Source organism: Chromohalobacter beijerinckii (assembly GCF_023061185.1).
GTDB classification, from domain to species: domain Bacteria; phylum Pseudomonadota; class Gammaproteobacteria; order Pseudomonadales; family Halomonadaceae; genus Chromohalobacter; species Chromohalobacter beijerinckii.
Map to the genome: position 1 here is coordinate 49,596 of NZ_JAKGAK010000002.1, position 26,243 is coordinate 75,838.

22 protein-coding genes and 3 tRNA genes are annotated in these 26,243 nt (G+C 62.1%); 18 read left to right on the plus strand and 7 right to left on the minus strand.

The window, feature by feature from the left end; all coding sequences use genetic code 11:
- Window positions 1–141 precede the first annotated feature (141 nt).
- On the minus strand, window positions 142–1,071 hold the full coding sequence (locus L1075_RS02300) for an AraC family transcriptional regulator (protein WP_246939604.1): 930 nt from the start codon (window positions 1,069–1,071) through the stop codon (window positions 142–144).
- A gap of 229 nt (window positions 1,072–1,300) precedes the next feature.
- Between L1075_RS02300 and L1075_RS02305 the strand changes: the two genes are divergently transcribed.
- Window positions 1,301–2,356: an NAD(P)-dependent alcohol dehydrogenase gene (locus L1075_RS02305; protein WP_075370078.1), complete on the plus strand. Its 1,056-nt coding sequence runs from the start codon at window positions 1,301–1,303 to the stop codon at window positions 2,354–2,356.
- 72 nt (window positions 2,357–2,428) lie between these two features.
- Here the strand turns inward: L1075_RS02305 and L1075_RS02310 are convergent, their stop codons facing one another.
- Window positions 2,429–3,235: an acyl-CoA thioesterase gene (locus L1075_RS02310; protein ID WP_246939607.1), complete on the minus strand. Its 807-nt coding sequence runs from the start codon at window positions 3,233–3,235 to the stop codon at window positions 2,429–2,431.
- A 72-nt stretch (window positions 3,236–3,307) separates the two neighbouring features.
- Between L1075_RS02310 and tadA the strand changes: the two genes are divergently transcribed.
- Window positions 3,308–3,763 (plus strand): tRNA adenosine(34) deaminase TadA, encoded by a 456-nt coding sequence (gene tadA / locus L1075_RS02315; protein WP_075370080.1) that lies wholly within the window; start codon window positions 3,308–3,310, stop codon window positions 3,761–3,763.
- 143 nt (window positions 3,764–3,906) lie between these two features.
- Here the strand turns inward: tadA and mltF are convergent, their stop codons facing one another.
- Entirely contained in the window at window positions 3,907–5,364 is a 1,458-nt protein-coding gene (mltF, locus tag L1075_RS02320; protein WP_246939610.1) for a membrane-bound lytic murein transglycosylase MltF, read from the minus strand.
- Between the two features lie 191 nt (window positions 5,365–5,555).
- Between mltF and purL the strand changes: the two genes are divergently transcribed.
- Window positions 5,556–9,482 carry a phosphoribosylformylglycinamidine synthase gene (purL, locus tag L1075_RS02325; RefSeq protein ID WP_246939613.1) on the plus strand — a complete coding sequence of 1,309 codons (3,927 nt, stop codon included), beginning with the start codon at window positions 5,556–5,558 and terminating at the stop codon, window positions 9,480–9,482.
- A gap of 236 nt (window positions 9,483–9,718) precedes the next feature.
- Here purL and L1075_RS02330 read toward each other — a convergent pair whose 3' ends face one another.
- The 3 genes from L1075_RS02330 to L1075_RS02340 all read right to left on the minus strand — a co-directional run bounded on the left by L1075_RS02330 (window position 9,719) and on the right by L1075_RS02340 (window position 11,931).
- A complete protein-coding gene (locus L1075_RS02330) occupies window positions 9,719–11,248 on the minus strand; it encodes an HAL/PAL/TAL family ammonia-lyase (RefSeq protein WP_246939616.1) in 1,530 nt (509 codons plus the stop codon).
- A gap of 107 nt (window positions 11,249–11,355) precedes the next feature.
- Window positions 11,356–11,673: a putative quinol monooxygenase gene (locus L1075_RS02335; protein WP_246939619.1), complete on the minus strand. Its 318-nt coding sequence runs from the start codon at window positions 11,671–11,673 to the stop codon at window positions 11,356–11,358.
- A 48-nt stretch (window positions 11,674–11,721) separates the two neighbouring features.
- The gene (locus L1075_RS02340; protein ID WP_075370089.1) at window positions 11,722–11,931 is read right to left on the minus strand and encodes a hypothetical protein; all 210 of its coding nucleotides are present in this window, start codon (window positions 11,929–11,931) and stop codon (window positions 11,722–11,724) included.
- Between the two features lie 167 nt (window positions 11,932–12,098).
- On the opposite strand from L1075_RS02340, the gene radD reads away from it, so the two are divergent.
- The 13 genes from radD to nadA all read left to right on the plus strand — a co-directional run bounded on the left by radD (window position 12,099) and on the right by nadA (window position 21,563).
- Window positions 12,099–13,913 (plus strand): DNA repair helicase RadD, encoded by a 1,815-nt coding sequence (gene radD, locus L1075_RS02345; protein WP_246939622.1) that lies wholly within the window; start codon window positions 12,099–12,101, stop codon window positions 13,911–13,913.
- Window positions 13,914–14,008: 95 nt separating this feature from the next.
- A complete protein-coding gene (pqqA, locus tag L1075_RS15845) occupies window positions 14,009–14,086 on the plus strand; it encodes a pyrroloquinoline quinone precursor peptide PqqA (RefSeq protein ID WP_075370104.1) in 78 nt (25 codons plus the stop codon).
- Window positions 14,087–14,093: 7 nt separating this feature from the next.
- A complete protein-coding gene (gene pqqB, locus L1075_RS02350) occupies window positions 14,094–14,993 on the plus strand; it encodes a pyrroloquinoline quinone biosynthesis protein PqqB (RefSeq protein WP_246939626.1) in 900 nt (299 codons plus the stop codon).
- Window positions 14,993–15,760, plus strand: coding sequence for a pyrroloquinoline-quinone synthase PqqC (gene pqqC, locus L1075_RS02355; RefSeq protein WP_246939628.1), 768 nt, complete (start codon window positions 14,993–14,995; stop codon window positions 15,758–15,760). Before pqqB ends, pqqC begins: the two co-directional genes overlap by 1 nt.
- Window positions 15,757–16,038, plus strand: a complete 282-nt coding sequence (gene pqqD, locus L1075_RS02360; RefSeq protein ID WP_075370092.1) for a pyrroloquinoline quinone biosynthesis peptide chaperone PqqD — start codon at window positions 15,757–15,759, stop codon at window positions 16,036–16,038. Before pqqC ends, pqqD begins: the two co-directional genes overlap by 4 nt.
- Entirely contained in the window at window positions 16,035–17,150 is a 1,116-nt protein-coding gene (gene pqqE, locus L1075_RS02365; RefSeq protein ID WP_246939631.1) for a pyrroloquinoline quinone biosynthesis protein PqqE, read from the plus strand. The genes pqqD and pqqE overlap by 4 nt, the downstream gene beginning before the upstream one ends.
- A 153-nt stretch (window positions 17,151–17,303) precedes the next feature.
- The gene (locus tag L1075_RS02370) at window positions 17,304–18,176 is read left to right on the plus strand and encodes a segregation and condensation protein A (protein WP_246939931.1); all 873 of its coding nucleotides are present in this window, start codon (window positions 17,304–17,306) and stop codon (window positions 18,174–18,176) included.
- Window positions 18,176–19,087, plus strand: a complete 912-nt coding sequence (gene scpB, locus L1075_RS02375; protein WP_246939634.1) for an SMC-Scp complex subunit ScpB — start codon at window positions 18,176–18,178, stop codon at window positions 19,085–19,087. The genes L1075_RS02370 and scpB overlap by 1 nt, the downstream gene beginning before the upstream one ends.
- Window positions 19,084–19,944: a 23S rRNA pseudouridine(2605) synthase RluB gene (gene rluB / locus L1075_RS02380; protein WP_246939637.1), complete on the plus strand. Its 861-nt coding sequence runs from the start codon at window positions 19,084–19,086 to the stop codon at window positions 19,942–19,944. The genes scpB and rluB overlap by 4 nt, the downstream gene beginning before the upstream one ends.
- Before the next feature lie 68 nt (window positions 19,945–20,012).
- Window positions 20,013–20,087 (plus strand) — tRNA-Lys (locus L1075_RS02385).
- 56 nt (window positions 20,088–20,143) lie between these two features.
- Window positions 20,144–20,218, plus strand: a tRNA-Lys gene (locus L1075_RS02390).
- Between the two features lie 34 nt (window positions 20,219–20,252).
- Window positions 20,253–20,327, plus strand: a tRNA-Lys gene (locus L1075_RS02395).
- A 204-nt stretch (window positions 20,328–20,531) separates the two neighbouring features.
- Entirely contained in the window at window positions 20,532–21,563 is a 1,032-nt protein-coding gene (gene nadA / locus L1075_RS02400; protein WP_246939640.1) for a quinolinate synthase NadA, read from the plus strand.
- Window positions 21,564–21,589: 26 nt separating this feature from the next.
- Here the strand turns inward: nadA and nadC are convergent, their stop codons facing one another.
- Complete coding sequence (gene nadC / locus L1075_RS02405) at window positions 21,590–22,444, minus strand: carboxylating nicotinate-nucleotide diphosphorylase (RefSeq protein WP_246939643.1); 855 nt, start codon at window positions 22,442–22,444, stop codon at window positions 21,590–21,592.
- 140 nt (window positions 22,445–22,584) lie between these two features.
- Here nadC and ampD point away from each other — a divergent pair, with 140 nt between their 5' ends.
- Together ampD and aceE are read left to right on the plus strand one after the other, a co-directional pair.
- Window positions 22,585–23,160: a 1,6-anhydro-N-acetylmuramyl-L-alanine amidase AmpD gene (gene ampD, locus L1075_RS02410; RefSeq protein WP_246939646.1), complete on the plus strand. Its 576-nt coding sequence runs from the start codon at window positions 22,585–22,587 to the stop codon at window positions 23,158–23,160.
- Window positions 23,161–23,472: 312 nt separating this feature from the next.
- Window positions 23,473–26,163, plus strand: a complete 2,691-nt coding sequence (aceE, locus tag L1075_RS02415) for a pyruvate dehydrogenase (acetyl-transferring), homodimeric type (protein WP_246939649.1) — start codon at window positions 23,473–23,475, stop codon at window positions 26,161–26,163.
- Window positions 26,164–26,243: the final 80 nt, after the last annotated feature.

Here is a 26,243-nt window from a genome sequence, read left to right on the forward strand (position 1 = left end):
GCGCTTTCCAGGTCAGGCATCGTACGACCACGAGCGGTACCGTGCCGTGATGCATCGATGAATGGCGTGCAGTAGCAAGCAAGCGCCGTGCAGGCCCCCTCAGAATAACGTTATCGGCTGTTGGCGTCGCCACTTGAGATATCAAGATGCGGCGGGGGTGGCGCGTTGTCGGTCCTCAAGCGGACTGCGACCGAAATAGCGTTTGTAATCGCGGCTGAACTGCGACGCACTTTGATAACCCACCTGAGTGGCCGCCTGCGCGACCTGGTGCCCCTGCTGGGTGAGCAGAGCGCGCGCCTTGAGCAGGCGCAGGCGCTTGAGGTACTGCATCGGCGCGAGTTGTGTGGTGCGTTTGAAGTGATGATGGAAATGCGAGGCGCTCATGTTGACGCGTTGCGCGAGGGCGTCAACGTTCAGGGTCCGGGTGTAGTGACGGTGCAGGAATGTTAGCGCCTCGGCGATGCGCGAATATTGGCCATGATAGGCAACCAGTTGACGCAATGAGGCGCCCTGCGGCCCACGCAGCGCGGTGAACAGGACTTCACGAATGCGCCCATCGCCAAGCGCGGCGGCTCGATCGGGATCGTCGAGGCAATCGATGAGCCGTGACACGTTTTCTTCCATGTCGGCGTCCATGGATACGGCGGCCATGGGAGCGGGCATGCGCGTGGACATCGTCGATGGCAGGCGCGCCACCAAGTCGCTGAGCATGGCCATATCGAGGCTCACCGATAAGCCCAGCAAAGGCTTGGTATCGGAAGCGTGCGTCTCGCACTCGAACGGCAGTGGCATGGCCTGGATCAGATAGTGGCCGGCGCCGTAGTGAATGATGCGTTCGCCGAGATACCCGGTCTTGTTGCCCTGGACGATGATCACCAGGCTCGGCTCGTACATGAGAGGCGTGCGCGGGTGGCCACAATGCGAGGCGATCAGTTGTACGCCGGGCAGTGTGGTGGACGTGAAGCCATCCCGAGTAGTCAGCGGCGCCAAGCGCGCAGCCAGCCGAGTCTCCGGGGGAGACGCGGGGTCCGCCTCGACAGTGGTCAAATGAGAGGGCAGTGGCTGGGTCATGAGGTGGCTCCTCGGCTATGGCGAACACGCATAAGGATAACATCGTGCATGAAAAATGCCGTCTATACGGCGATTCAGAGGGTAATGTAAGAGCTCTGGGCAAATATCACACAGAATTGGGCATGGAGGAAATCGCCGGCGGCGCCCACACTATTGGCGTTCGCGACCCAGGCTGGGTAACTCTCCTAGCCGGTACGCGGTTGCACTCACCCTTCATAGGATATTCGCTATGCCACAAGCTACGGGCTATGCAATGCACTCTGCGGAGTCGGCACTCGAGCCGTTTTCCTTCGAGCGCCGCACGCCGCGCCCCGACGATGTCGCCATCGAGATTCTCTACTGTGGCGTTTGCCACAGCGATCTGCACTTCGCGCGCGACGACTGGGGGATGGCGCAGTATCCGATCGTGCCGGGCCACGAGATCGTCGGCCGGGTCACGTCCGTCGGCAGCGATGTCACCAAATTCCAGGAAGGTGACGTGGTCGGCGTGGGTTGCATGGTCGATTCTTGCCGTCATTGCCAGGCGTGCGGCGATGGTTTGGAGCAGTACTGTGCCGAAGGTTTCACCATGACCTACGGCAGCCCCGACCGCCATGACGGCAGCCTTACTCAGGGCGGCTATTCCGACCGGGTCACTGTCAGCGAGCGTTTCGTGCTGCGCATGCCGGAAGGTATCGACCTTAAATCCGCCGCGCCGCTACTGTGCGCCGGTATCACCACCTATTCGCCGCTCAAGCATTATGGCGTCAAGCCGGGCCATAAGGTTGGCGTCATCGGCATGGGCGGCCTTGGCCACATGGGCGTCAAGCTGGCCCAGGCGCTGGGCGCCGAGGTCACACTTTTCACGCGCTCCGAGAGCAAGGTCGCCGAGGCCAAGTCCAACGGCGCCGATCACGTGGTGGTCTCCACCGACGAGGAGCAGATGGCGGCGGTCACCGAGACCTTCGACTTCATGCTCGATACCGTGCCTAATGAGCACGACCTGAATCCGTACCTGCAAGCCTTGAAGTACGACGGTACGCACATTCTGGTCGGGCAGATGCAACCATTGGAGCCCGGAGTGGCGGGCGCCAACCTGATCTTCCGGCGCCGTGTGCTGGCCGGTTCACTGATCGGTGGGATTCCCGAGACTCAGGAACTGCTGGATTTCTGTGCCGAGAAAGGCATCACCTGCGATGTCGAGATGATCGATATCCAGAACATCAATGAAGCCTGGGACCGCATGCAGAAAGGCGACGTGCGTTATCGCTTCGTCATCGATATGGCATCGATGCAGAACGGCTGAGCAAGTCGCGACGGCTTACCCAGTGATCGTGTCAGGCGCGGGCTATGTCCCGCGCCTTTTTTATGGATGCGCTCAGTCCCGCTGACGCGTCAGCCCTTCCTGGGCCACCGATGCGACCAGCCGTCCGGTTCGGTCATAGACGCTGCCGCGTGCAAATCCGCGTGCCCCACCGGCCCACGGGCTCTCCATGTCATACAGCAGCCAGTCGTTGATGGTCACCTCATCGTGGAACCACAGGGCGTGATCGAGACTCGCGATCTGCAGCCGTGGGTCGCCGAAAAAAGTGTCGTGCGAGACGAGGCTGGTGGTCAGCAGATTGAAATCTGAGCTATAGGCAAGAAGATAGCGATGCAGGGAGCCGTCCTCGGGCAGTTCGCCCGCGAGGCGGAACCACAGGCGCTTGCGCGGCATGTCGGTGATGGTATCCGGGAAATGCAGAAACTCGATGGGATGGCCGTCGAAGCGCTGTACCTCGGCGCCGGCTTCGATCAGCGCCTGGGGTGACTCGAGGTCGGGCATCTCGCGCTGATGGCCAAAGCCCGGTTCCTCGCCCTGGAACGAGGCGCTGCAGAAGAAAATGGTCTTGCCGTTCTGGATAGCGCTGATACGCCGGGTGGTGAAACTCCCACCGTCGCGTACGCGATCGACCTGATACACTACCGGGCGCTTGGCGTCGCCAGGGCGTAGGAAGTAGCCGTGCAACGAGTGGGCGCGGCGCGTCGCATCGACCGTACGGGTGGCGGCGGAAAGCGCTTGGCCGAGCACCTGACCGCCGAACAATTGAGGAAGGCCGAGATCCTGGCTACGACCGCGAAACAGGTTTTCCTCCAGGGTTTCAAGGCCCAATAGGTCGACGAGGGTGGCGAGTGGTTGCGTCATGCCGGCATCCTTATGATGGCTCGTTTTCATACGACTGTTCCAATTCTACCAGCATACCGGAGTGCCCCTGTGATGCGCAGCGATACCTTCTACATGCACCGTGCTTTGGATCAAGCGCGGATGGGATTGGAGGCAGGCGAGGTGCCGGTGGGCGCAGTGGTGGTCGAGCCCAGTGGCGAGATCGTGGGGGCGAGTTTCAATGCTCCGGTGTCGTGTCATGACCCGAGTGGGCATGCCGAGGTGCGCGCCTTGCGCGATGCCGCTACGCATCTGGGCAATTACCGGCTGGATAGCTGCACGCTCTTCGTTACCTTGGAGCCTTGCATGATGTGCGCTGGGGCGATCATCCATGCGCGCGTGGCCAGGGTCGTGTACGGTGCCGCCGAACCCAAGAGCGGCATGGTCGAGTCACGGGCCAACTTGTTTGCCCAGCCTTGGTTCAATCATCGTGTCCAAGTGGAAGGCGGGCTGTTGGCCACGCGTGCGACGCGACTCTTGCAGGCCTTTTTCGCCGCCCGGCGCGACTGAACTAGGCACTGGCCGAAAAGTGCCTGCGCTCGACCATGCTGCGTTAAAAATTGGCTCAAAGTACTCATTTAGCATTGTAAACTCCGTCTTTTCGCCGATTTTTGCCTTGCCTGATCATCGCTCGTCGACTTTTCAGACAAGTCCTAGAGCACTGGGGGAACGGTGTCGAAAGGCGTTCCCTGTAGCATCGAATCGTCGCGTTCGCCGAGCTGGTGAAACTGGCGCCGGCTGCGATCCACGTAGTTGAGGATTTCGTAATAGCGACGAATGTTGCGCACGTAAATCACTGGCTCGCCGCCACGTGCGTAGCCGTGATGGACCTTGCTGTACCACTGGCGCTTCTGTAGCAGGGGTAATGCCTTGCGTACGTCTGCCCAGTTGTAAGGGTCGCCGCCCTGCATTTCGGCGATCTTTTGAGCATCGTAAAGGTGTCCCAAGCCCACATTGTAGGCGGCAAGCGCCATCCAGGTACGGTCCGGCTCGGTGATCTCTTCCTGCAGGCGCTCCTTCACATGGCCGAGGTAGATGGCGCCGCCTTCGATGCTCTGCTCGGGGTCGAGTCGGTTGCTCACCCCGACCTCGGCGGCGGTGGCGTTGGTCAGCATCATCAGGCCGCGCACGCCGGTCGGTGAGGTCGCGCGCGGCTTCCAGTGCGATTCCTGGTAGCCCAGTGCCGCCAACAGTTTCCAGTCGAAGCCGGAATCGCGCGCCGCTTGCTTGAAAGCGTCTTCATAGCGGGGCAGGCGGTTCTGGGCATGACGGATGAAAAGGCTCGCACCCACGTATTCTAGGTAGTTGTCGTGACCGAAGTAGCGTGCGGCCAAATCCGCCAAGTCACCGTGCTCTCTAAGACGCGCGATAAACTGGTTGGCGGCACGCAGAAGTGCCACGCCACTGTTCTTGGGTAGAGCCCACACGAGGCTTTGCGGCTCGCCCAGAGGAAAGCCGCTCTCGACGTCGGGAAAGAACAACCGATTGAGCTTGAATTGGTGGGCATAGACGACGGCGGCATCGAGTTCGCCATTCTCGACCATTTCGATGAGGTCGGTGACTTCCAGTTCGTCGGTTTCTCGCCACGTCAACTCGGGGAGGGATGCCTGCAGGTCACGTAACGCGTGGCCAGTGCCCGAGCCGCGCAGCGCGGCAATATCTAGTCCCAGGAGGTCTTCCGGTGCCTTGGGAGGGATGATGCCATGGTGATAGATGACCATGGGCTGCATCGACATGATCGGGCGGGTGTAATTCACGCCAGGTTCGGCGGGATCGAGTGCCAGGGTGGCGGCACCGACGTCGGCACGGCCATCGCGCACGGCACTGAGCACCTCGCCGATACTGCCCTGACTATCGATCGACAGACTGACGTCCAACGCCTCGGCGAATTGCCGTGCCAACTCGTATTCGAACCCCGTCGGGCCGTGGCGCCCCTCGTAGTAGGTCGACGGCGTATTGCGGGTGAATACCTGGATAAAATCACGCGAGAAAACCTCCGACAACGCGGCGTCCCGAACTGGGAGCGTACGGCCGTCAGGAATCAGCAGCGCCAGTAGGGCGACGAGTGCGGTCGCAGCTGGACGCATATAGCGTAAGAGAGCATCAAGCATGCCAGTTCTAGTCAGCGATGAGAGGGGCCACCTTAGCGGGCGTTGTGCCTTGTGTCACCTGGCGGCGATTCCACGCAATGGATGGGGGCGTGAAGGCGTCTTCGCCCGTGAGCGGCTTTTCCATTATCATGGGGGCTCATTGGCCGCCGCCCGCGGCATCGTCTACTTGCTGTCCCAGAGGCCCATTCGACATGCTCGAACTGCGAGGAGCGCCCGCCCTTTCCGCCTTCCGTCATGCCAAACTGTTAGCCGCGTTGCGTGATGCCGTGCCCGAGGTCGAGGCGCTGCATGCCGATTACGTTCATTTCGTCGATCATCAGGATGCGCTCGATGACGCGGCGCAAGAGGTACTGGCGCAACTGCTGAGCTACGGCCCCGTCCGTGATGGCGGAGATGCCGATCACGAAGGACATCTGTTGTTGGTCGTGCCACGCCTGGGCACGCTATCGCCGTGGTCATCGAAGGCCACCGATATCGCCCACAACTGCGGTTTGACGCAGATTCGCCGAATCGAACGCGGCATTGCCTACCGTGTGACGCTCAAAGGTTCGCTCGACGAGGCGGCCTTCGCGAGTTTGGTAGCGGCGCTTCACGATCCGATGACGGAAACGGTGCTGTCCAATTCGAGTGATGCGGCCAAGCTCTTCGAGCGCCATGAGCCGGCGCCGCTGGGCCGCGTCGACGTGCTCGGTGGTGGGCGTGCCGCGCTGGCCGAGGCCAATGATGCCTTGGGGCTGGCGCTGGCCGACGATGAGATCGACTATCTGCTCGATGCTTTCCAGGGGCTCGATCGCAATCCCACCGATGTCGAACTGATGATGTTCGCGCAGGCTAATTCCGAGCATTGCCGGCATAAGATCTTCAATGCCGATTGGCATGTCGACGGCGAGGCGCAGCCGCATTCGCTGTTCAAGATGATCAAGAACACCTATGCGTGTTCCAGCGACGGTATCCTTTCCGCCTATAGCGATAACGCCGCCGTGATTCGAGGCACCGAGGCCGGACGCTTCTTCGCCGCGCCCTGGCTGCCGGGTCGCGAGCAGGAAGCGCGCTACGCGGCGACGCAGGAGCCCATCCACATCTTGATGAAGGTGGAAACCCACAACCACCCGACGGCTATAGCGCCGCATCCCGGTGCAGCGACCGGCGCCGGCGGCGAGATCCGTGATGAAGGCGCCACGGGCGTTGGCGGCAAGCCCAAGGCCGGGTTGACCGGGTTTGCGGTCTCCAATTTGCGTATCCCCGAGTTCGTACAGCCCTGGGAAGCGTTCGACTACGGCAAGCCCACGCGCATTCAGTCGGCGCTAGACATCATGTTGAAGGCGCCCATCGGTGGCGCGTCGTTCAACAACGAATTCGGCCGCCCCAACCTGACCGGCTTCTTCCGCACTTTCGAGCAGGACGCAGAGGGGGCCGGGGGCATCGAGCGGCGCGGCTATCACAAGCCGGTGATGCTGGCCGGTGGCTACGGCAATATTCGCGAAGGCCATGTCGCTAAAGGTGAGATCCCGGTCGGCGCCAAGCTGATCGTGATGGGTGGCCCGGCGATGCTGATCGGCCTTGGCGGTGGCGCGGCCTCGAGCATGGCCTCGGGTGCCTCTAGTGAGGATCTCGACTTCGCCTCCGTGCAGCGAGACAACCCGGAAATGGAGCGCCGCGCCCAGGAAGTCATCGACCGCTGCTGGGCGCTAGGCGATGACAACCCCCTCTGCTTCATTCACGACGTGGGCGCCGGCGGACTCTCCAACGCCTTGCCGGAACTGGTCAAGGATGGCGGTCGCGGCGGACGTTTCGAATTGCGTGACGTGCCCAATGCCGAGCCTGGCATGAGCCCGTTGGCCATCTGGTGCAGCGAGGCCCAGGAACGCTATGTGCTGGCGGTAGCGCCGGACGACCTCGAGGCGTTCGATACGCTGTGTGCGCGTGAACGCTGCCTGTACGCTGTGGTCGGCGAGGCCACCGAGGCGCACCATTTGGACGTCCGCGACGGCCATTTCGACACGCGTCCCGTCGACCTCCCCATGAGCGTGCTGTTCGGCAAGCCGCCCAAGATGTCGCGTTCCTTTGAACGTCAGTCGCTGACCCTGCCGGGACTGGGGCTCGACAACCTCGACCTGCGCGAGGCGCTGGATCGCGTTCTGCGTCTGCCGACGGTGGCCTCCAAGAGCTTCTTGATCACCATCGGCGATCGCTCGATCACGGGCATGGTGGCGCGCGATCAGATGGTCGGCCCCTGGCAGGTGCCGGTGGCCGACTGCGCGGTGACCACGGCGAGTTTCGACACCTACGCCGGTGAAGCCATGGCGCTCGGCGAGCGGCCGCCGGTAGCACTGGTCGATCCGGCAGCCAGCGCCCGCCTGGCGGTGGCCGAAGCGATCACCAACCTGGCAGCGGCGCCAATCGCCAAGCTTTCCGACATCAAGCTCTCCGCCAACTGGATGAGTGCCGCCGAGCACGTTGGCGAGAATCAGGCATTGTTCGATGCCGTACATGCCGTGGGCATGGAACTCTGCCCGGCGCTGGGCATTGCCATTCCAGTGGGCAAGGACTCGATGTCCATGCGTACTGCGTGGCAATCCGATGATGAGGAGAAAAGCGTCACCGCGCCGCTGACGCTCGATATCACTGGTTTCGCGCCGGTCACTGATGCCCGGCGTACCGTGACGCCGCAGTTGCGCCTGGATCAGGACGAAAGCGACCTGATTCTCATCGACCTGGGGCGTGGCCAGAACCGCCTCGGTGGTTCAGCATTGGCGCAGGTGTATGGGCAAGTCGGTGATGTGTGTCCCGATCTCGAGGATGCCGAGGACCTCAAGGCCTTCTTCGCCGTCATTCAGGGTCTCAATGCCGATGGCAAGCTGCTCGCCTACCACGACCGCAGCGACGGCGGCTTGCTGGTGACCTTGCTGGAAATGGCCTTTGCGGCGCGCGGCGGGTTAGAGATCAAGCTCGATTGGCTGATCGACGACTCCTACGAGGCCTTCGACGCTTTGTTCGCCGAGGAGCTGGGCGCGGTGATTCAGGTCAACCGTCGCGATACCGAGTTCGTGCTTGCCCAACTGGCCGCGGCCGGTCTCGAGACCTGCGGTGTGGTGGCGCGGCCGCGCTACGACGATCAGGTGCGCGTCACACTCTTCGAAGAGCCGCTTCTCGAAACCACGCGGGCCATCGCGCAGCGTACCTGGACCGAGACCAGCTACCGCATGCAGGCGTTGCGTGATAATCCGGATTGCGCGAAGTCCGAATTCGACGCCTTGCTCGACCTGCGCGATCCGGGGCTTTCGGCGCAGCCTAGCTTCGATGTCGACGAGGACATTACTGCGCCCTATGTCGGGCGTGGCGAGAAGCCACGCGTGGCGGTGCTGCGCGAGCAGGGTGTCAACGGCCATGTCGAGATGGCGGCGGCCTTCGACCGCGCCGGTTTCGCGGCCATCGACGTGCATATGAGCGACATCCTCGAGGGTCGCGTCGATCTGGAAGACATGAAAGGGCTGGTCGCCTGTGGCGGCTTCTCCTACGGCGACGTGCTCGGCGCCGGCGGTGGCTGGGCCAAGTCAGTGCTTTTCAATAGCCGCGCCCGCGATGCCTTTGAAGGTTTCTTCCAGCGTGATGACAGCTTCTCGCTAGGTGTGTGCAACGGTTGCCAGATGCTTTCGCAGCTCAAATCGTTGATTCCCGGTGCCGAGAACTGGCCGCGTTTCGTGCGCAACGAGTCCGAGCAGTTCGAGGCGCGTGTGAGCATGGTCCAGGTCGAGAAGAGTCCCTCGATTCTGCTGGCCGGGATGGAAGGCTCGCGCCTGCCGATCGCCGTGGCGCACGGCGAGGGCCGCGCCGAATTCCGTGACAGTGGTCACTTGCGTGGCATGCAGACCAGCGATCAGATCGCCATGCGCTATGTGGACAACTACGGCCAGGTAACGACGCGTTATCCCGCCAATCCCAATGGCTCTTCCGCGGGCATCACGGGGCTGACCACGCCGGATGGCCGCGTGACGATCATGATGCCGCACCCCGAGCGCGTGGCCCGTGCGGTCACCAACTCCTGGCGTCCGCCGGAGTGGACGCAGGACGGCGCGTGGATGCGGATGTTCCGCAATGCCCGCGTCTGGGTTGGTTGATGTAGGGATTGACGCCAGCGTCGTGGCGTGACGATGAAAGCCGGCTTGCCCCATGTTCTATACGACGGGGCAAGCCGTTTTTTATACGGGGGAGTCACTTTTACTGGGTATATCTGCCAGGGTTTCGCGATTTCAGGCGTGAAAAAGGGAGAGCGTTAAGCCCTCTCTTCAGATCGTGCGTAGGACGGTAAGGCCATCAACAGTAGTGTCCTTGCTGAGCTCGTCGTGACCACCTTTCAGGTTTCCGGATAAAGCGACCAATATCTCGTCCGAATCCTGTCGAGACAGAGTCTGAGCTCGCCATCCAACGCACGATCTTCGACCACCGGGGCGAAGCCTTCGCGCAGGGTGTCGACCATGGCGGCGAGCGGGACGGGAAGGGGGTCGCCGCGCAGATGAACGCCTTGGAGTCCGGCGAGCAGCGCGGCGGCGGCGACCTGTTCGGTGAGTTCGAGCACGCGCAGGGCGTCGCGGGCGGCGATGGTGCCCATGCTCACCTTGTCCTGGTTGTGGCACTCGGTGGAGCGCGAGAAGACGCTGGCGGGCATGGTGCCCTTGAGCGCTTCGGCGGCCCAGGCGGAGGCGCCGATCTGGACGGCCTTGAAGCCGTGATTGATCATCGCGCGTTCGGCCGGGGCGCCGGAGAGGTTGTTCGGCAGGCCGTGGTTGTAGCGGGTGTCGACCAGCAGCGCCAACTGGCGGTCGAGCAGGTCGGCGACATTGGCGGTCAGCGTCTTGAGACTATCCATAGCGAAGGCAATATGGCCGCCGTAGAAATGGCCGCCATGCATGACGTCTCCCGCATCCGGATCGATCAACGGGTTGTCGTTGGCGCTGTTGAGTTCGGTCTCGATGAAGCCGCGCAGCCAGCCGAGGCTGTCCGCTAGCACGCCCAGCACATGCGGGGCGCAGCGCAGCGAATAGCGATCCTGCAGGCGCTGCTGCGGTGGCAGGCTTGCCACGTCCAGATCCGCTCTCAGCCATGCGGCGACACGGGCTTGGCCGGGGTGCGGTTTGGCCGCGAACAGCCGCGCCTCGAAATGATTGGGATTGCCGCGCAAGGCCGCCACGTTGAGCGCGGTGATACGGGTGGCGAGTTTCAGCAGGTATTCGGCGCGGCCGAAAGCCTGACACGCCAGCGCGGTCATCACCGCGGTGCCGTTCATCAGCGCCAGTGCTTCCTTGGGGCGCAGCGTGAGCGGTTCCCAGCCCAGTTCGGCGTGCGCCTCGGCTGCTGTTCGCACTTCCCCCTGCCAGATCACCTCACGTTCGCCACACAGCATGGCGGCCACGTAGGAGAGCGGCGTCAGGTCGCCGCTGGCGCCAACCGAACCTTCTTCGGGAATGCGGGGCAGCAAGTCTTCCTGGAGGCAGGCATGAAGACGATCGAGCAGCGCGAAGCGTACGCCGGAAACGCCCTGGCAGAGCGACTGCAGGCGAGCGGCGAGCACCGCGCGCGCCGATTCGGAGTCGAGAAAACGGCCTAGTCCGCAGCCATGGAATGTATATAGCTGACGTGGCAACGTCTCGACTTGGGAAAGCGGAATCGCGGTGACACAGGAGTCTCCGTAGCCGGTGGTGATACCGTAGATTTGCCCTTCGCGATCGAGCATACCGTCGACGATCGCCGCTCCCTGATCGATTCGCTTGCGCCAGAGCGGATCGGTGTCGAGTTTGGATTCCACGCGGCGCTCGGCGAGGGTGATGATCGAATCGATGGATAGCGGCTCGGGGCCGAAAACGACAGGGGAGACGGAGATTGGCATGGAAACGACATCCGAGGAGAAGAAGATCGCCGAGTCTAGCTTGGTGATCCGGTCGTGAACCAGCGGATGCCGTTGGACAAAGGTGGAATATGGCGATTATTCCGACCTCAAGTTGGTCTTACCGCCGTATAGAAAAAGCGTACCGATGGCTCGTCAGCGAGCAGCGGTGCACTGCCTTCCTTGAAGGGTGCGTAGTGGGGCATCTGCATGTGGTGCTCGAAGGCGTCGCGGTCGCGATAGACTTCGTGGAGTACGACGAGATTGTCACTGCCTTCCGGCGTCAGCACGTCGAAGGCCAGGCAGCCTTCCTCATTGGCCAGGGATTCGTTGGCGTCGTTGTGCGCCAAGGCGAGAAATGCGGGTATTTGGCCTTCTTTAATACGGAACTCGGCGAACACTACGAAATGGGATTGAGTCGAGGACATGAAGGATCTCCGAATAACGGATGTCAGTGAAAAGTACCGATAACAATCTCAGATGTCTCGTGGCGCGTTGTCCGAGGTTCCGAGATGGGCTTCCAGCTCGTCGAGCAGATGACGGTAGTCGGCGACGAGATGGTCGTAGCGCCCGAAATCATGGTCGCATTTTTTGCAAAAGACATGATATTGACCCTCGCGACCGGGAGGGAAACGCTTGGCGCGACTACCGCATTCAGGACAATCGGGACTGCTTGGTGCTTGCATAGGGCCTCCTGGCTGGGAACATTAATGCGATACGGGTGGTCGTGGGCATCCGCGCCTCAATCATGACGTCGGGGCGCGGGGGAGCGAGATCAAGGTCTGTATTGCCATCTAGCCGATCTTGTCGCCGGTGGTAGGATGCGCTTTTTTGATTCGATTGGAAGTTTGCCATGAGCGCGCCCTCGCTTCGTCCTTATCAGCAACAGGCCGTGTCCCGGGTCGTTGAGCACTTTCGCGAGAGTGACGATCCGGCCGTGGTGGTGTTGCCGACCGGTAGTGGCAAGTCGTTGGTGATCGCCGAGTTGGCGCGTCTGGCTCGGGGGCGCGTACTAGTGCTGGCCCACGTGCGCGAGCTGGTCGAGCAGAACCATGCCAAGTACCTGGCTTACGGCCTGGAGGCGGATTTATTCAGCGCTGGCTTAGGGCGTAAGGAGAGCGAGCGTCAGGTGGTCTTTGGCTCGGTGCAGTCCGTGATCAATAGCCTGGCGCGTTTCGAGGCACATGACGAGTGGGGCGCGTTCACCCTGTTGGTCATCGACGAATGTCACCGCATTCCCCCGCCTGTCAGTGACGACGCCCGCCCGAGTAAGGCGCCGTCGAGCTATCATCGCGTGATCGCGCATCTGCGCAAGCACAATCCGCGTCTCAAGGTGCTGGGGCTGACCGCGACGCCGTATCGCCTGGGGCAAGGCTTCATCTATCACCGCCATCATCATGGCATGGTGCGTGGCGACGCCGAGAGCTTCTTTCAGGATTGTGTGTTCGAGCAGCCGCTGCGGCTGATGGTCAAACAGGGCTATCTGGTCGCGCCCAAGCGCGTGGATGCAGCGCTCTACGCCGAGGATGGTCGGCAGACCCGTTACGATTTCTCGCGCCTGGTACCGGGACGCGATGGCGGCTTCGAGGAAGCCGAGTTGAATCGCGTCGTTCAGGGGCATCGAGCGACGCCGGGCATAATCGCCGAGGTTATCGAGCAGGCGCGCGAGCGGTGTGGCGTGATGATCTTCGCGGCCACCGTGGCTCACGCCGAGGAAATCGTCGGTTACCTGCCGGCCGAGCAGGCGGCGTTGATCGTCGGCTCGACGCCGACGAAGGAGCGCGAGCGCTTGATTGCGGCCTTCAAGGCGCGTGAGATCAAGTATCTCGTCAACGTGGCGGTGCTGACCACCGGATTCGACGCGCCGCACGTGGATTTGATCGCCATCCTGCGACCCACGGAGTCCGTCAGTCTGTATCAACAAATCGTCGGGCGTGGGTTGCGCTTGTCCCCTGGCAAGGAAGACTGTCTGATCCTCGATTACGCGGGCAATCCCTGGGATTTATATGCGCCGGAAGTCGGCGAACCGCGCCCCGATTCAGACTCTGAACCGGTTCAGGTGGAATGCCCGGCGTGCGGGCACGCCAATCTGTTCTGGGGCAAGCGTGATGGCGATCTGGTCATCGAACATCACGGCCGCCGCTGCCAAGGTCTGGTGGAGGACGCGGATGGCCAGCGCCATCAGTGCGACTTTCGCTACCGCTTCAAGGTATGCGATCAGTGCGGCGCGGAAAACGACATCGCCGCGCGGGCTTGCCATCAATGCGGTGAGCGCATGGTCGATCCCGATGACAAACTCAAGGCGGCCTTACGACTCAAGGAAGCAAAGGTGCTGCGCGTGTCGGGCATGCAGCTGCAATCGGTGCTCAACGGGCGAGGGCTACCACGCTTGAAAGTGACCTATCACGATGAGGACGGCGCCACGCTTGATGAATGGTTCGCGCTGGAAACGCCCGCGCAGCGTCGCGCCTTCACGCTGGCGTTCTTGCGCTACCACCTGCGCGCCCCGGGCAGCGATTGGCAGCCACGCTCGGCGGATGAGGTCATCGCCGACGAGCATCGACTCAAGGCCCCGGATTTCGTCGTGGGACGCAAGGTAGGCCGCCATTGGCAGATCCGCGACAAGCTTTTCGACTATGTGGGGCGCTATCGTAAGGCTGATGGGTGATGCGTCATCAATATGCGCATTCTTTGTAATTGCTAATGCGATAGTGCTATCAAGGGGTTATGATGAAAGGGCAAACCCACTAGCGGAGAAACGACATGACTTGGACCACTCCGGCAGTCAAAGAGATCTGCATCGCGCTGGAAATCAACGATTACATGCCCGCCGAATTCTGAGGCGGCGTTGTATATTCATGTACTCGGGGCGGCCGCCGGTGGCGGCCTCCCTCAGTGGAACTGTCGTTGCGATGTATGCCGGCTGGCGTGGGCGGGCGACCCGCGCGTCACGCCGCGAACCCAATCTTCTCTGGCCGTGAGCGCCGATGGCCGCTCGTGGGCCTTGATCAATTGCGCCCCCGAGGTGCTGACCCAGATACGCCGGACCCCTGCGCTGTTTCCGCGGCAGGGGCGGCGTGACACTCCGATAGCCTCGATCTTGCTGACCAACGGCGACGTCGACCATGTCGGCGGTCTGCTGAGCCTGCGTGAAAGTTCGCCCTATCGCCTTTATGCCACGTCGGAAATTCATGCCGCGTTGCGCGACAGCCCGATCTTTAACGTCCTCAATCCTGATCATGTCGAACGCGTTGGCGTCGACCTGGAGCAGACCCTGACGCTCGCCGAGGGGCTCGAGGCGCGCATATTCGCGGTGCCCGGCAAGGCGGCGCTGTACCTGGAGGGCGAGGACCCCGACATTGGCAGCGAAGGCGAGGCCACCGTGGGCGTGGAGTTTCGCGTCGGCGCGCGGCGTGCCTATTACATTCCCGGTTGCGCCGCGCTGAACGAACGCCTGGCGGCACGTCTCGAGGGCGCCGATCTGGTGCTGTTCGACGGCACACTATGGCGTGATGACGAGATGATTCGCGCCGGTGTCGGCCACAAGACGGGGAGCCGCATGGGGCACATGTCGATGGCCGGCGAGTCGGGCAGTATGGCCGCGTTGTCGTCGCTGAACATCGGACGACGTGTCTTCGTTCATATCAATAACACCAATCCGGTCTTGATCGACGATTCCCCGGAGCGCCGGGAGGCCACGCGTCACGGGTGGGAGATCGCCCACGACGGCATGGAACTGGAATGCTGATGAGTGATATTGAAACCCCGATCCACGAGGCGCTGAGCGCGGACGAACTGGAAGCACGTTTACGAGCGATCGGCGAGCAGCGTTACCATCATCGCCACCCCTTTCAGCTCATGTTGCAAAACGGCGAACTGAATCGCCGCCAGGTACAGGCGTGGGCCCTCAATCGCTATTACTATCAGTCGATGATTCCGCTCAAGGATGCCTCGCTGATCGCGCGCCTCGACGACCCGGCGCTGCGCCGCGCGTGGCGCGCCCGGCTGGTGGATCACGACGGTGAAGCCGAGGGCGAGGGCGGTATCGCGCGCTGGCTGAAGCTCACCGACGGGCTGGGGCTGGATCGTGAGATGGTGGTCTCGACCCGGCGGATTCTGCCGGCCACGCGCTTTGCGGTGGAGGCCTATCTGCATTTCGTGCGCGAGCGCAGCGTACTGGAGGCCATCGCCTCGTCGTTGACCGAGCTATTTTCACCGCTGGTGATCGGCCAGCGGGTCAGTGGCATGCTCGAGCACTACGACTTCGTCTCTGCCGAGACTCTGGCCTATTTCGAGCCACGTCTGACTCAGGCGCCGCGAGATGCGGAAATGGCTCTCGATTACGTCAAGCTACATGCCCGCCGACCGGATCAGCAGCAGGCGGTGCTCGACGCGCTGATCTTCAAGTGTCAGGTGCTGTGGACACAACTGGACGCCTTGCATCACGCCTATGTCGCGCCCGGCCATGTGCCACCCGGGGCCTGGGATGGCGAAGCGCAAACAGAGGCGTTATGACGGCAATTCAGGAAAGCGACATCGTGCGCCTGCCGCGCGGCGTCAGGCTGCGTGAAGATAAGCAGCGGGGTGGCTGGGTATTGCTGGCGCCCGAGCGTGTCTTTCAGCTCGATGGCATTGCGCAAACCGTGGTCAGCCAGGTGGACGGCGAGTGCAGCGTAGGCACGATTATCGATCGGCTGTGCGAGACCTATCAGGCGCCGCGTGAGCGTATCGCCGAGGACGTGACGGCCATGTTCGCTGGGTTGGTCGAGAAACGTGTCCTGGAGGTCGCATGACACATTCGCAAGCGTATGACGTGCAGCCGCCTATGGGGATGCTGGCGGAGTTGACGCACCGTTGCCCGCTGCAGTGCCCGTACTGCTCCAACCCAGTGGCGCTGGAACGCCGTCGCCAAGAGCTGGATACCGCGACCTGGCAACGCGTCTTCGCCGAAGCCGCCGAGCTTGGCGTGCTGCAAGTCCATCTCTCGGGCGGCGAGCCCGCGCTGCGCCCCGACTTGCCCGAGCTGGTGACGGCCTGCGTTGACGCGGGCTTGTATTCCAATCTGATCACGGCCGGCGTCAACATCGACCGCCCCCGGCTGGAGACCCTGGCGGACGCGGGCCTCGATCACGTTCAACTGTCGTTTCAGGGCGCCACGCCCGAGGTAACCGATCACGTCGCCAACATGACCGGCGCCCATGCGCGCAAGCGTGCCTTCGCCGCCGAGGTGACGGACATCGGGTTGCCGTTGACGTTGAACGCGGTGATTCACCGCGCCAACCTGCATCAGATCGATGAATTCGTGGATCTGGCCGTGGAATTGGGTGCGCGGCGTCTGGAGATTGCCCATGCGCAGTACTATGGTTGGGCGCTGGTCAATCGCGCGGCCCTGATGCCGAGTCGCGAGCAGGTCATGGAAGCTGTCGAGCGAGTGGAGGCCGCGCGTGAGCGCCTGCAAGGGCGTCTGGTCATCGACGCCGTGGTCCCGGATTACCATGCGCGGCTGCCCAAGCCCTGCATGAATGGCTGGGGACGCCAGTCCCTCAACGTGACGCCCTCGGGCAAGGTGCTGCCGTGCCATGCGGCGGAGACGATCCCGCACCTGGAGTTCTGGAATGTCGCGGATCATGGGCTGCGGGAAATCTGGTACGACAGCCCGGCCTTCAACGCCTATCGCGGTACGGATTGGATGCCCGAGACTTGCCAGAGCTGCGAGCGCAAGGAAATCGACTGGGGCGGCTGCCGTTGTCAGGCGCTGATGCTCACCGGCGATGCAACACAGATGGACCCGGTGTGCGAAAAGTCTCCGTATCACGACGAGGTCCAAACCTTGGCGGTGCGCGATGCCTCGGGTGCGTCCGAGTTCACTTATCGGCGCTTTGCGCGGACGACCGAGAGCGCCTGACGGCCCATCGACACGTCTTGCATGACGCGGGCGTGTTCGCCTCCCGGCAGCCTTGCTACACTGCGCGTTTGTCGAAGGTCGCGCCGTGAGGCGCAATCGAGGAGAGCGTCACGCGTGAGTGATACCGCCGAGCCCGTCAGTGCCGATACCGCCTTGGCCGCGTCCCAAGCGGCGGTATTGGCGCGCCTGCACGATCAGCCCATCACCGAGCTGCCGGAAGATCTCTACATTCCGCCCGAGGCGTTGCGTGTCTTTCTCGAAACCTTCGAAGGGCCGCTCGATTTATTGCTGTACCTGATCCGGCGTCAGAACCTCGACATCCTGGGTATCGACGTAGCGGCGATCACGCATCAGTACATCGAATACGTCGAGCTGATGCGTGCGCTGGAGATCGACCTGGCCGGCGAGTATTTGCTGATGGCGGCGATGCTGGCGGAGATCAAGTCGCGCACGTTGTTACCGCGTCCACCCAAGGGGGAGGACGAAGACGCCGAAGACCCGCGCGCCGAACTGATCCGCCGCCTGCAGGAATACGAGCAGTTGAAGCTGGCCGCCGAGGGATTGGATGAATTGCCGCGCGAAGGGCGTGATTGGGTAACGGCGCAGGCTGCACTGCCCACGCTCGAGACCCGCGTGGTTCATCCCCAGGTCGAGCTGGATGAGCTTCTGCACGCCCTGTCGGGACTGCTCAAGCGGGCCGAGTTTCAGCAGTCTCACCAGATCAGCCGCGAGGTACTATCCACCCGCGAGCGTATGCTACGTGTCATGGAACAGTTGGACGGCCAACGTTATACCCCGTTCGAGGCGTTGTTCACGCTCGAGGAGGGGCGCGCGGGCGTGGTGGTGACTTTCATGGCGATTCTCGAGCTGGCCAAAGAGGCGATGATCGAGATCGCGCAGAACGCGCCGCTGTCGCCGATTCATGTGCGTGCCCGGCTGGTGGCTGAAGCGGTCGACGACAGCCCCGCGACGGACGATGACGATGGCGGAGAAAGCGCCTTCGCCAATGCCGAAGAGGATCCCTGATGAACGAGGCGACGACGTCTCTCGACGAAGTCTGCGAAGCGGCGTTGTTGGCCGCCGGCGAACCGCTGACTTCCGAACGCCTGGAGAGCCTGTTCGATGAGCGTGAGCGCCCATCGCGTGGTGAGCTGCGCGATGCCTTGGCGCGTCTCGGCGAGCGCCTAGAGCATAGCGCTCTGGAACTCATCGAGACCGCCTCGGGGTTTCAAGTCCGCATTCGTGCACGTTTTTCGCCTTGGATATCGCGGCTGTGGGATGAAAAGCCGCAGCGTTATTCGCGCGCGTTGCTGGAGACCTTGGCGCTGATCGCCTATCGTCAACCCGTCACCCGTGGCGATATCGAGGAAGTTCGCGGGGTCTCGGTGAGCAGCTCGATCATGCGTACCCTGACCGAGCGGGGATGGATCCGCGTCGTGGGGCAGCGTGACGTACCGGGTCGGCCCTCGGTCTATGCTACCACGCGTGCTTTTCTCGACGACTTCGGCCTCAAGACCCTCGATGCTCTGCCGCCGATGCACGAGCTCAAGGAATTCGAGACACGTTTCGAGGAAGCTCTGGGACACGATAAGGAGGCGCTGGGGCACGATGATGCGGATCATTCATCGGCGCGTGACAGTCACGCCGACAACGTCGAGAATACGACACCGGTAGAGGATGCGTCGCAGGCAACGTCGTCATCCGAGGCCGAGCTAGATACGACAGATACGACGACGGCCGGGATGGCCGACGATCAGCACGCCGGGACGGCGTCCGAGCGGTCGGGAGTGAGTTTCGCCGAACTCGAAGCTCGCCTGGCCGAACGCGCCCGCCGACGGGAAGAGGAAGCCGGAGCATCGCCTGCTGAGGGTGACGCCAACACTTCCGACGTGGCGGACGCGGAACATTCAACAGACGAGACAACGTTCGATTCATGAACACGCCTACCGAAAAATTGCAGAAGGTGCTGGCCCGCGCAGGCTTCGGCTCGCGCCGTGAGATGGAAACCGCCATCGCCGATGGCCGCGTCAAGGTCAATGGCCAGGTCGCCACACTGGGCGATCGCATCGAGACGCGTGACCGGGTCACCCTCGACGATCGCCCCGTCAGCCTGCGCGATGCCGAGGAAGTGCCGCGGCGCGTCATCATGTACAACAAGCCCGAGGGCGAGCTTTGCACGCGCCGCGATCCCGAGGGGCGTCGGACTGTCTTCGATCGCTTGCCACGTCTCAAAGGGGAGCGTTGGATCGCCATCGGTCGCCTGGATATCAACACCAGCGGTCTGTTGCTATTCACCACCGACGGTGAGCTTGCCAACCGCTTGATGCATCCCTCCACGCAGGTCGAGCGCGAATACGCGGTACGCGTGATGGGCGGCGTTCGCCCGGAGAACGTGACTGCCATGACCGAGGGCGTGATGCTCGAGGATGGTCCGGCGCGTTTCACCGATGTTCAGGAGTTCGGCGGCGAGGGCATCAATACGTGGTTCCACGTGGTGATTCTCGAGGGGCGCAATCGCGAGGTGAGGCGTCTCTGGGAGTCTCAAGAGCTCACGGTGAGCCGTCTCAAGCGAGTTCGTTACGGCAACATCTTCCTCGATAAGCGCGCCAAGGCGGGTGAATGGGTCGAACTTTCCCAGGAAGAGGTGGACGACCTGGCGCAACTGGCAGGTCTGTCGGCGCGCAAGGTACCCGCGTTGACGCCCGACGAGCAGAACCGTTGGAGCCGTGATAAGAACAAGCGTCGCCCGGTCAATGCGATGCGCAAGCCGAAGAGCTCGCGGCGCTCGCGGTGAGCGGCTTTTCAGCAAAAAAATCTTGTCAATGTCGAGTGTTATCAGTACTATGTGCGCCCTATCGGGACGGGTCGTTAGCTCAGTGGTAGAGCAGTTGGCTTTTAACCAATTGGTCGTAGGTTCGAATCCTACACGACCCACCATCGGCAATCGCCTTTGAATGGCGTGGTGCGATGACACGTTTCGAAGACCCGGCGGCGGGTCGTTAGCTCAGTGGTAGAGCAGTTGGCTTTTAACCAATTGGTCGTAGGTTCGAATCCTACACGACCCACCATTGCCGCCGACAACTGTCTGAAAGGACAGGTTATGGGTCGTTAGCTCAGTGGTAGAGCAGTTGGCTTTTAACCAATTGGTCGTAGGTTCGAATCCTACACGACCCACCAGCATTCAACCCCGTCTCGCATGAGTCGGGGTTTTTGCGTTCTGGGCGCTTGTGGCGGTGGCGACATTCGTGTGAGCACGATGCTGGCAAGCCGGCATCGACGGGCAGTATCATGAAATCGGGTGCGGTGTGTCCGCGAAGAGATCGCGGCGCGACGCTTCTCGTTATGCAGGGGGAGCCCCTGCCAGTCACAGTGGTAGACACGATGACGATCATGACACCGAAAGCGCCTGAGGCAGCCTCGTCGCTGGCCCGTGCGTACTGCCCGGTCACGCCGAGTGCACAGGCGCGTGCGCAGACCGAAACGATCAAGCGTTTGTTGAGCGAGCGTAATGCCACCTTGGTGGCGCATTACTACACCGACGATGCCATTCAGCAACTGGCCGAGGAAAGCGGCGGCTGCGTGGCCGATTCCTTGGAGATGGCGCGCTTCGGCGCCCGACATCCGGCCACGACCTTGGTGGTGGCCGGCGTTCGCTTCATGGGCGAGACCGCCAAGATCCTGTCCCCCGAAAAGCACGTGCTGATGCCTACGCTAGAGGCGACTTGCTCGCTGGACGACGGCTGTCCAGCGGATGAGTTCGCGGCGTTCTGCGATGCGCATCCCGAGCGCACGGTCGTGGTCTATGCCAATACCTCGGCGGCGGTCAAGGCGCGCGCGGATTGGGTGGTGACCTCGTCGATCGCGGTCGAGGTCATCGAGCATCTCCACGCCCGTGGCGAAAAGATCTTGTGGGCGCCGGACAAGCACCTGGGACGTTATATCCGCGAGCGTACTGGTGCCGACATGCTGCTCTGGGATGGCGCCTGCATCGTGCACGAGGAGTTCAAGGCTCAGGGCGTGCTGGATCTCAAGAAGGTCTATCCCGATGCCGCCTTGCTGGTGCATCCCGAGTCGCCGCTGGGGGTGGTCGAACTGGCCGACGTGGTGGGCTCGACCTCGCAGTTGATCAAGGCCGCGCGCGAACTCGACCAGCAACGCCTGATCGTGGCCACCGACCGCGGTATTTTCTACAAGATGCAGCAGGCGGTGCCGGACAAAACGCTGTTCGAGGCGCCCACGGCGGGCAATGGCGCGACTTGCCGGAGTTGCGCGCATTGCCCGTGGATGGCAATGAATGACCTGGATCGCCTTGAGCGCGCCCTCAGCGAAGGCGGTGGCGAGATTTATATCGAGTCAGCGCTACGTCAGCGTGCCCTCAAACCCTTGGAGCGGATGCTGGACTTCGGACGCTGACACGCTGGCGCCGCCGTCGCGAGTAGTCAGCGTGTCTCGGTATGGACCACGCGCATCGATAGATCGACGGCCTTGACGTCCTTGGTCAGCGCGCCGATGGAGATGCAGTCGACACCGGTTTCGGCGATCTCGCGCAAGGTCGCCTCGCTGACATTGCCGGAGGCTTCCAGGCGGCTGCGTCCGGCATTGCGGGCGACCGCTTCGCGCAGCGTCTCGAGGTCGAAGTTGTCGAGCATGACGGTATCGGCCCCGGCTTCCAACGCGGCGTCTAGCTCGTCGAGCGTTTCCACTTCTACCTCCACTGGCAAGTCGCTGGCGATGCGGCGTGCGGCCGTCACCGCTGCGGTGATGCCGCCACAAGCGGCGATGTGATTTTCCTTGATCAGGAAGGCGTCGTGCAGGCCCAGGCGATGATTGTGGCCGCCGCCGCAGGTGACGGCGTACTTTTGCGCCAGACGCAGGCCGGGCAGGGTCTTGCGGGTGTCGAGCAGTGCCACGCCGGTGCCGGCGACCCGTGCGGTATAGTCACGCGTGCGCGTCGCCGTGCCAGACAGTGTCTGCAGCAGATTGAGGGCCGCGCGTTCACCGGTCATCAGGCTGCGTGCGGGGCCTTCCAGTTCGAGAAAGACCTGATCCGGCGCGAGGGCGTCGCCATCGGCGGCGTGCCAAGTGAGCTTGACGCTTGGGTCGAGACGCCGATAAAGCTCGTCGACCCAGGCCACTCCGCACAACACCGCATCCTCGCGGGCCACGACGCGTGCCCAGGCCCACTGCTTGGCGGGGATCAACTGCGCAGTGATGTCGCCGGGGCCGACGTCTTCGGCCAGCAGGCGGGCGGCACTGGTGCGGATGTCCTCCGCGAGAGCTTCGCGATATTGCATGTCGGGCGCCTTCCTTTGATGTGCGACAATATGTGCATTATATCGGGATCACGACGGTTCGGTCATGGGCGCGTTGACCATCTGGGTTCTTGACGCCGGAGACATCCCGAAAGACGCGTCTCGAGAAGACAGGAGCAGGTATGCGGGTCGACAATCACTGGCTGATCCCGGCGCGACACGTCGTCTCGCCCAATCACAACGCGCGCCCCGAGGGCGAAGTGTCGGCAGTTGTCCTGCACTCCATCAGCCTACCGCCGGGATGCTTCGGTGGCGAGGCCATCGAGCGTTTGTTCACCAACCGTCTCGATCCTGCCGCGCATCCCTACTTTGCCACGATTCACGCCTTGCGAGTCTCGGCGCATGTGCTGATCCGCCGCGATGGCGAAGCGGTACAGTTCGTGGGCTTCGACCGCCGTGCCTGGCATGCCGGACGCTCGCGCTGGTGGGACGGGCATCGCGAACGTCGCGAGCTCAACGATTTCAGCATCGGCATCGAGTTGGAAGGCGACGATATTCATGCCTATCGCGACGCACAATATCGCTGTCTGGTGCGCGTATTCACCGCCTTGCGAGCACAATATCCTGCTTTGAGTGTCGAGCGGATGACCAGTCACGCGCATATTGCGCCGTTGCGCAAGACCGACCCCGGCCCGGCCTTTGACTGGGCCTATTTTCATCGTTGTCTCGAGGAGATGGTGGACACAGCGTCCTGCTGAACTGCATGCGTGTAAATTCACTACATCGTGTAAGACTTTGTTGTACCCCTGCGATGTCTCCTAAACGGGCATGGTCAATAAGCATTTTGCAAGTCGCTTGCGGCCTATCGAATTGGCAGCAGACGGCGTTTGCGGTATCGTCGTGCCCTGAATTCGTGCGTCTTGCACGCCCCTCTGTAAGGAAATTACAGAAAGTTTTCTCGGAGACACGACCCAAAGAAGGTCGCGCCCGCACTGAAGAGCGCCACAGGCCCCATCGCGATGCGTAGACGGGCCATGACCGACATACAATCTTCATTCGGAGAGACGTCTATGAGTCTGGAGGCAAGAAACGATCTCGATCCGATCGAAACCACGGAATGGCTGGATTCCTTGGCCTCGGTCATCGAGCATGAGGGCGAAGAGCGCGCTCGGTACATCATGAGCCGCTTGGCGGATCGTCTGCGTCGCGATGGCTCTTCACCCCCCTTTTCCGGGACCACGCCGCATCGCAATACCATTCCGATGCATCGTGAAGCCAAGATGCCCGGTGACATGTTCATCGAGCGCAAGATTCGCTCGGCCATCCGCTGGAATGCGATGGTGCAAGTGTTACGCGCCAATAAAAAGCACAAGGGCCTGGGCGGTCACATCGCCAGCTATCAGTCCAGTGCCACGCTCTATGAAGTGGGTTTCAATCACTTCTTCCGTGCTGACAATGGCGACCACAAGGGCGATTTGCTGTATATCCAGGGGCACGTCACGCCGGGCATCTATGCGCGTTCGTTCCTGGAAGGCCGTCTGACGCAGGAGCAGATGGATAACTTCCGTCAGGAAGTCGATGGCGAAGCGCTGCCTTCTTACCCCCACCCGTACCTGATGCCGGATTACTGGCAGTTCCCTACGGTCTCCATGGGACTGGGGCCGATCCAGGCGATCTATCAGGCCCACGTGATGAAGTACCTGCATTCGCGTGAGCTCGAGGATATGAAGGACCGCAAGGTCTGGGCCTTCCTCGGTGACGGCGAGTGCGATGAGCCGGAATCGCTGGGTGCGCTGCATCTGGCCAGCCGTGAGAAGCTCGACAACCTGATCTTCGTCATCAACTGCAACCTGCAGCGTCTCGACGGGCCGGTGCGCGGCAACTCGCGCGTCATCGATGAGCTCGAAGGGGTCTTCCGTGGCGCCGGTTGGAACGTGATCAAGGTCGTCTGGGGCGGCCAGTGGGACCCGCTGTTCGAACAAGACACCAAGGGCATGCTGCAAAAGCGCATGGACGAGGCGGTCGACGGCGAGTACCAGAACTACAAAGCCCAGGGTGGCAAGTACACCCGCGATCATTTCTTCGGCAAATACGATGAAACGGCGGAGATGGTCAAGGACTACTCCGACGAGCAGATCTTCCGTCTCAATCGTGGCGGCCACGATCCGCAGAAGGTCTACGCGGCCTACCATGAAGCGGTCAACAACGCCGGCAATCGTCCCACCGTGATCCTGGCGCACACCGTCAAGGGCTATGGCATGGGCGGCGGCAGCGGCGAGGCCGACATGGAAGCTCACCAGATCAAGTCGATGGATACCGACGCGCTCAAGACGTTTCGTGACCGTTTCGGCGTGCCGATCTCTGATGAGCAGATCGAAAGCGGTGACATCCCGTATTACAAGCCCGACGACGATAGCCCGGAGATGAAATACCTGCATCTCCAGCGCGAGAAGCTGGGTGGCTTTTTGCCGGCGCGCAAGAACGATTTCGAGGCACTCGAGATCCCCGGGCTCGACGATAAGATGTTCGCCAGTCAGCTCAAGGGCTCCGGCGACCGCGAAGTCTCCAGCACCATGTCCTTTGTGCGTGTGCTCAACGGCTTGGTCAAGAACAAGCAACTGGGCTCGCGCGTGGTGCCGATCATTCCCGATGAAGCGCGTACCTTCGGGATGGAAGGCATGTTCCGTCAGCTCGGCATCTACGCCGCCGAAGGCCAGAAATACGAGCCGATGGATGCCGGCCAGATCATGTACTACCGCGAGGACCAGAAGGGTCAGATCCTCGAGGAAGGCATCACCGAAGCCGGTTCCATCTCTGCGTGGATCGCGGCGGCGACGGCGTATGCCAACCACCATCTGCCGTTGATTCCGTTCTACGTCTATTACTCGATGTTCGGCTTTCAGCGTGTCGGTGATCTGGTCTGGGCCGCCGGCGACCTGCAGGCGCGCGGCTTCATGATCGGCGGTACCGCCGGGCGCACGACCATCAATGGCGAGGGGCTGCAGCACCAGGACGGCCACAGCCATATCCTGATGTCGACCGTGCCATCGTGCCGTGCCTACGACCCGTGCTATGGCCACGAGGTCGCGGTGATCCTGCAAGATGGCCTGAAGCGCATGTTCCAGGACAAGGAAAACTGCTTCTACTATCTGACCGTGATGAACGAGAACTACCCGCACCCGGAGATGCCGAAGGGCAGCGAGGAAGGCATCGTTCGCGGCATGTACCTGCTTCAGGAAGGCAAGAAGGACGGTCGCAAGAAGCAACCACGCGTGCAGCTCATGGGCAGCGGGACGATCCTGCGCGAAGTCGAAGCCGCCGCCGAGATGCTGGCGGAAGAGCACGACGTCGTCGCCGATGTGTGGAGTGTGACCAGCTTCAACGAGTTGCGCCGCGAAGCGCTCGAATACGACCGGCTGCAGTTCCTCGACTACGATGAAAAGCGTGAGAAGCCGTGGGTGTCACAGCAGCTGAAAGATGTCGAGGGGCCGGTCATCGCCTCGACCGACTACATGAAGCTCTACGCTGATCAGATTCGTGCCTGGGTACCGAGTGACTTCCATGTGCTGGGGACCGATGGTTTCGGGCGTTCCGACACGCGTGAAGCGTTGCGTCGTTTCTTCGAAGTCGACCGCTACTACGTGACCATTCAAGCGCTGCGCGCGCTGGCCAACCGCGGTGAGATCGACGCCAAGGTCGTCAATGATGCCATGAAGAAATATGGCATCGACCCCGCCAAGCCCAGCCCGCTGGTGTCTTGAGCCCCGTTGATGTCTTGGACCTAAGGGTCCCATCAAGGTGCCGTCACCGCCTGAGTGCGGTGGCGGCCATGGCCAGATTG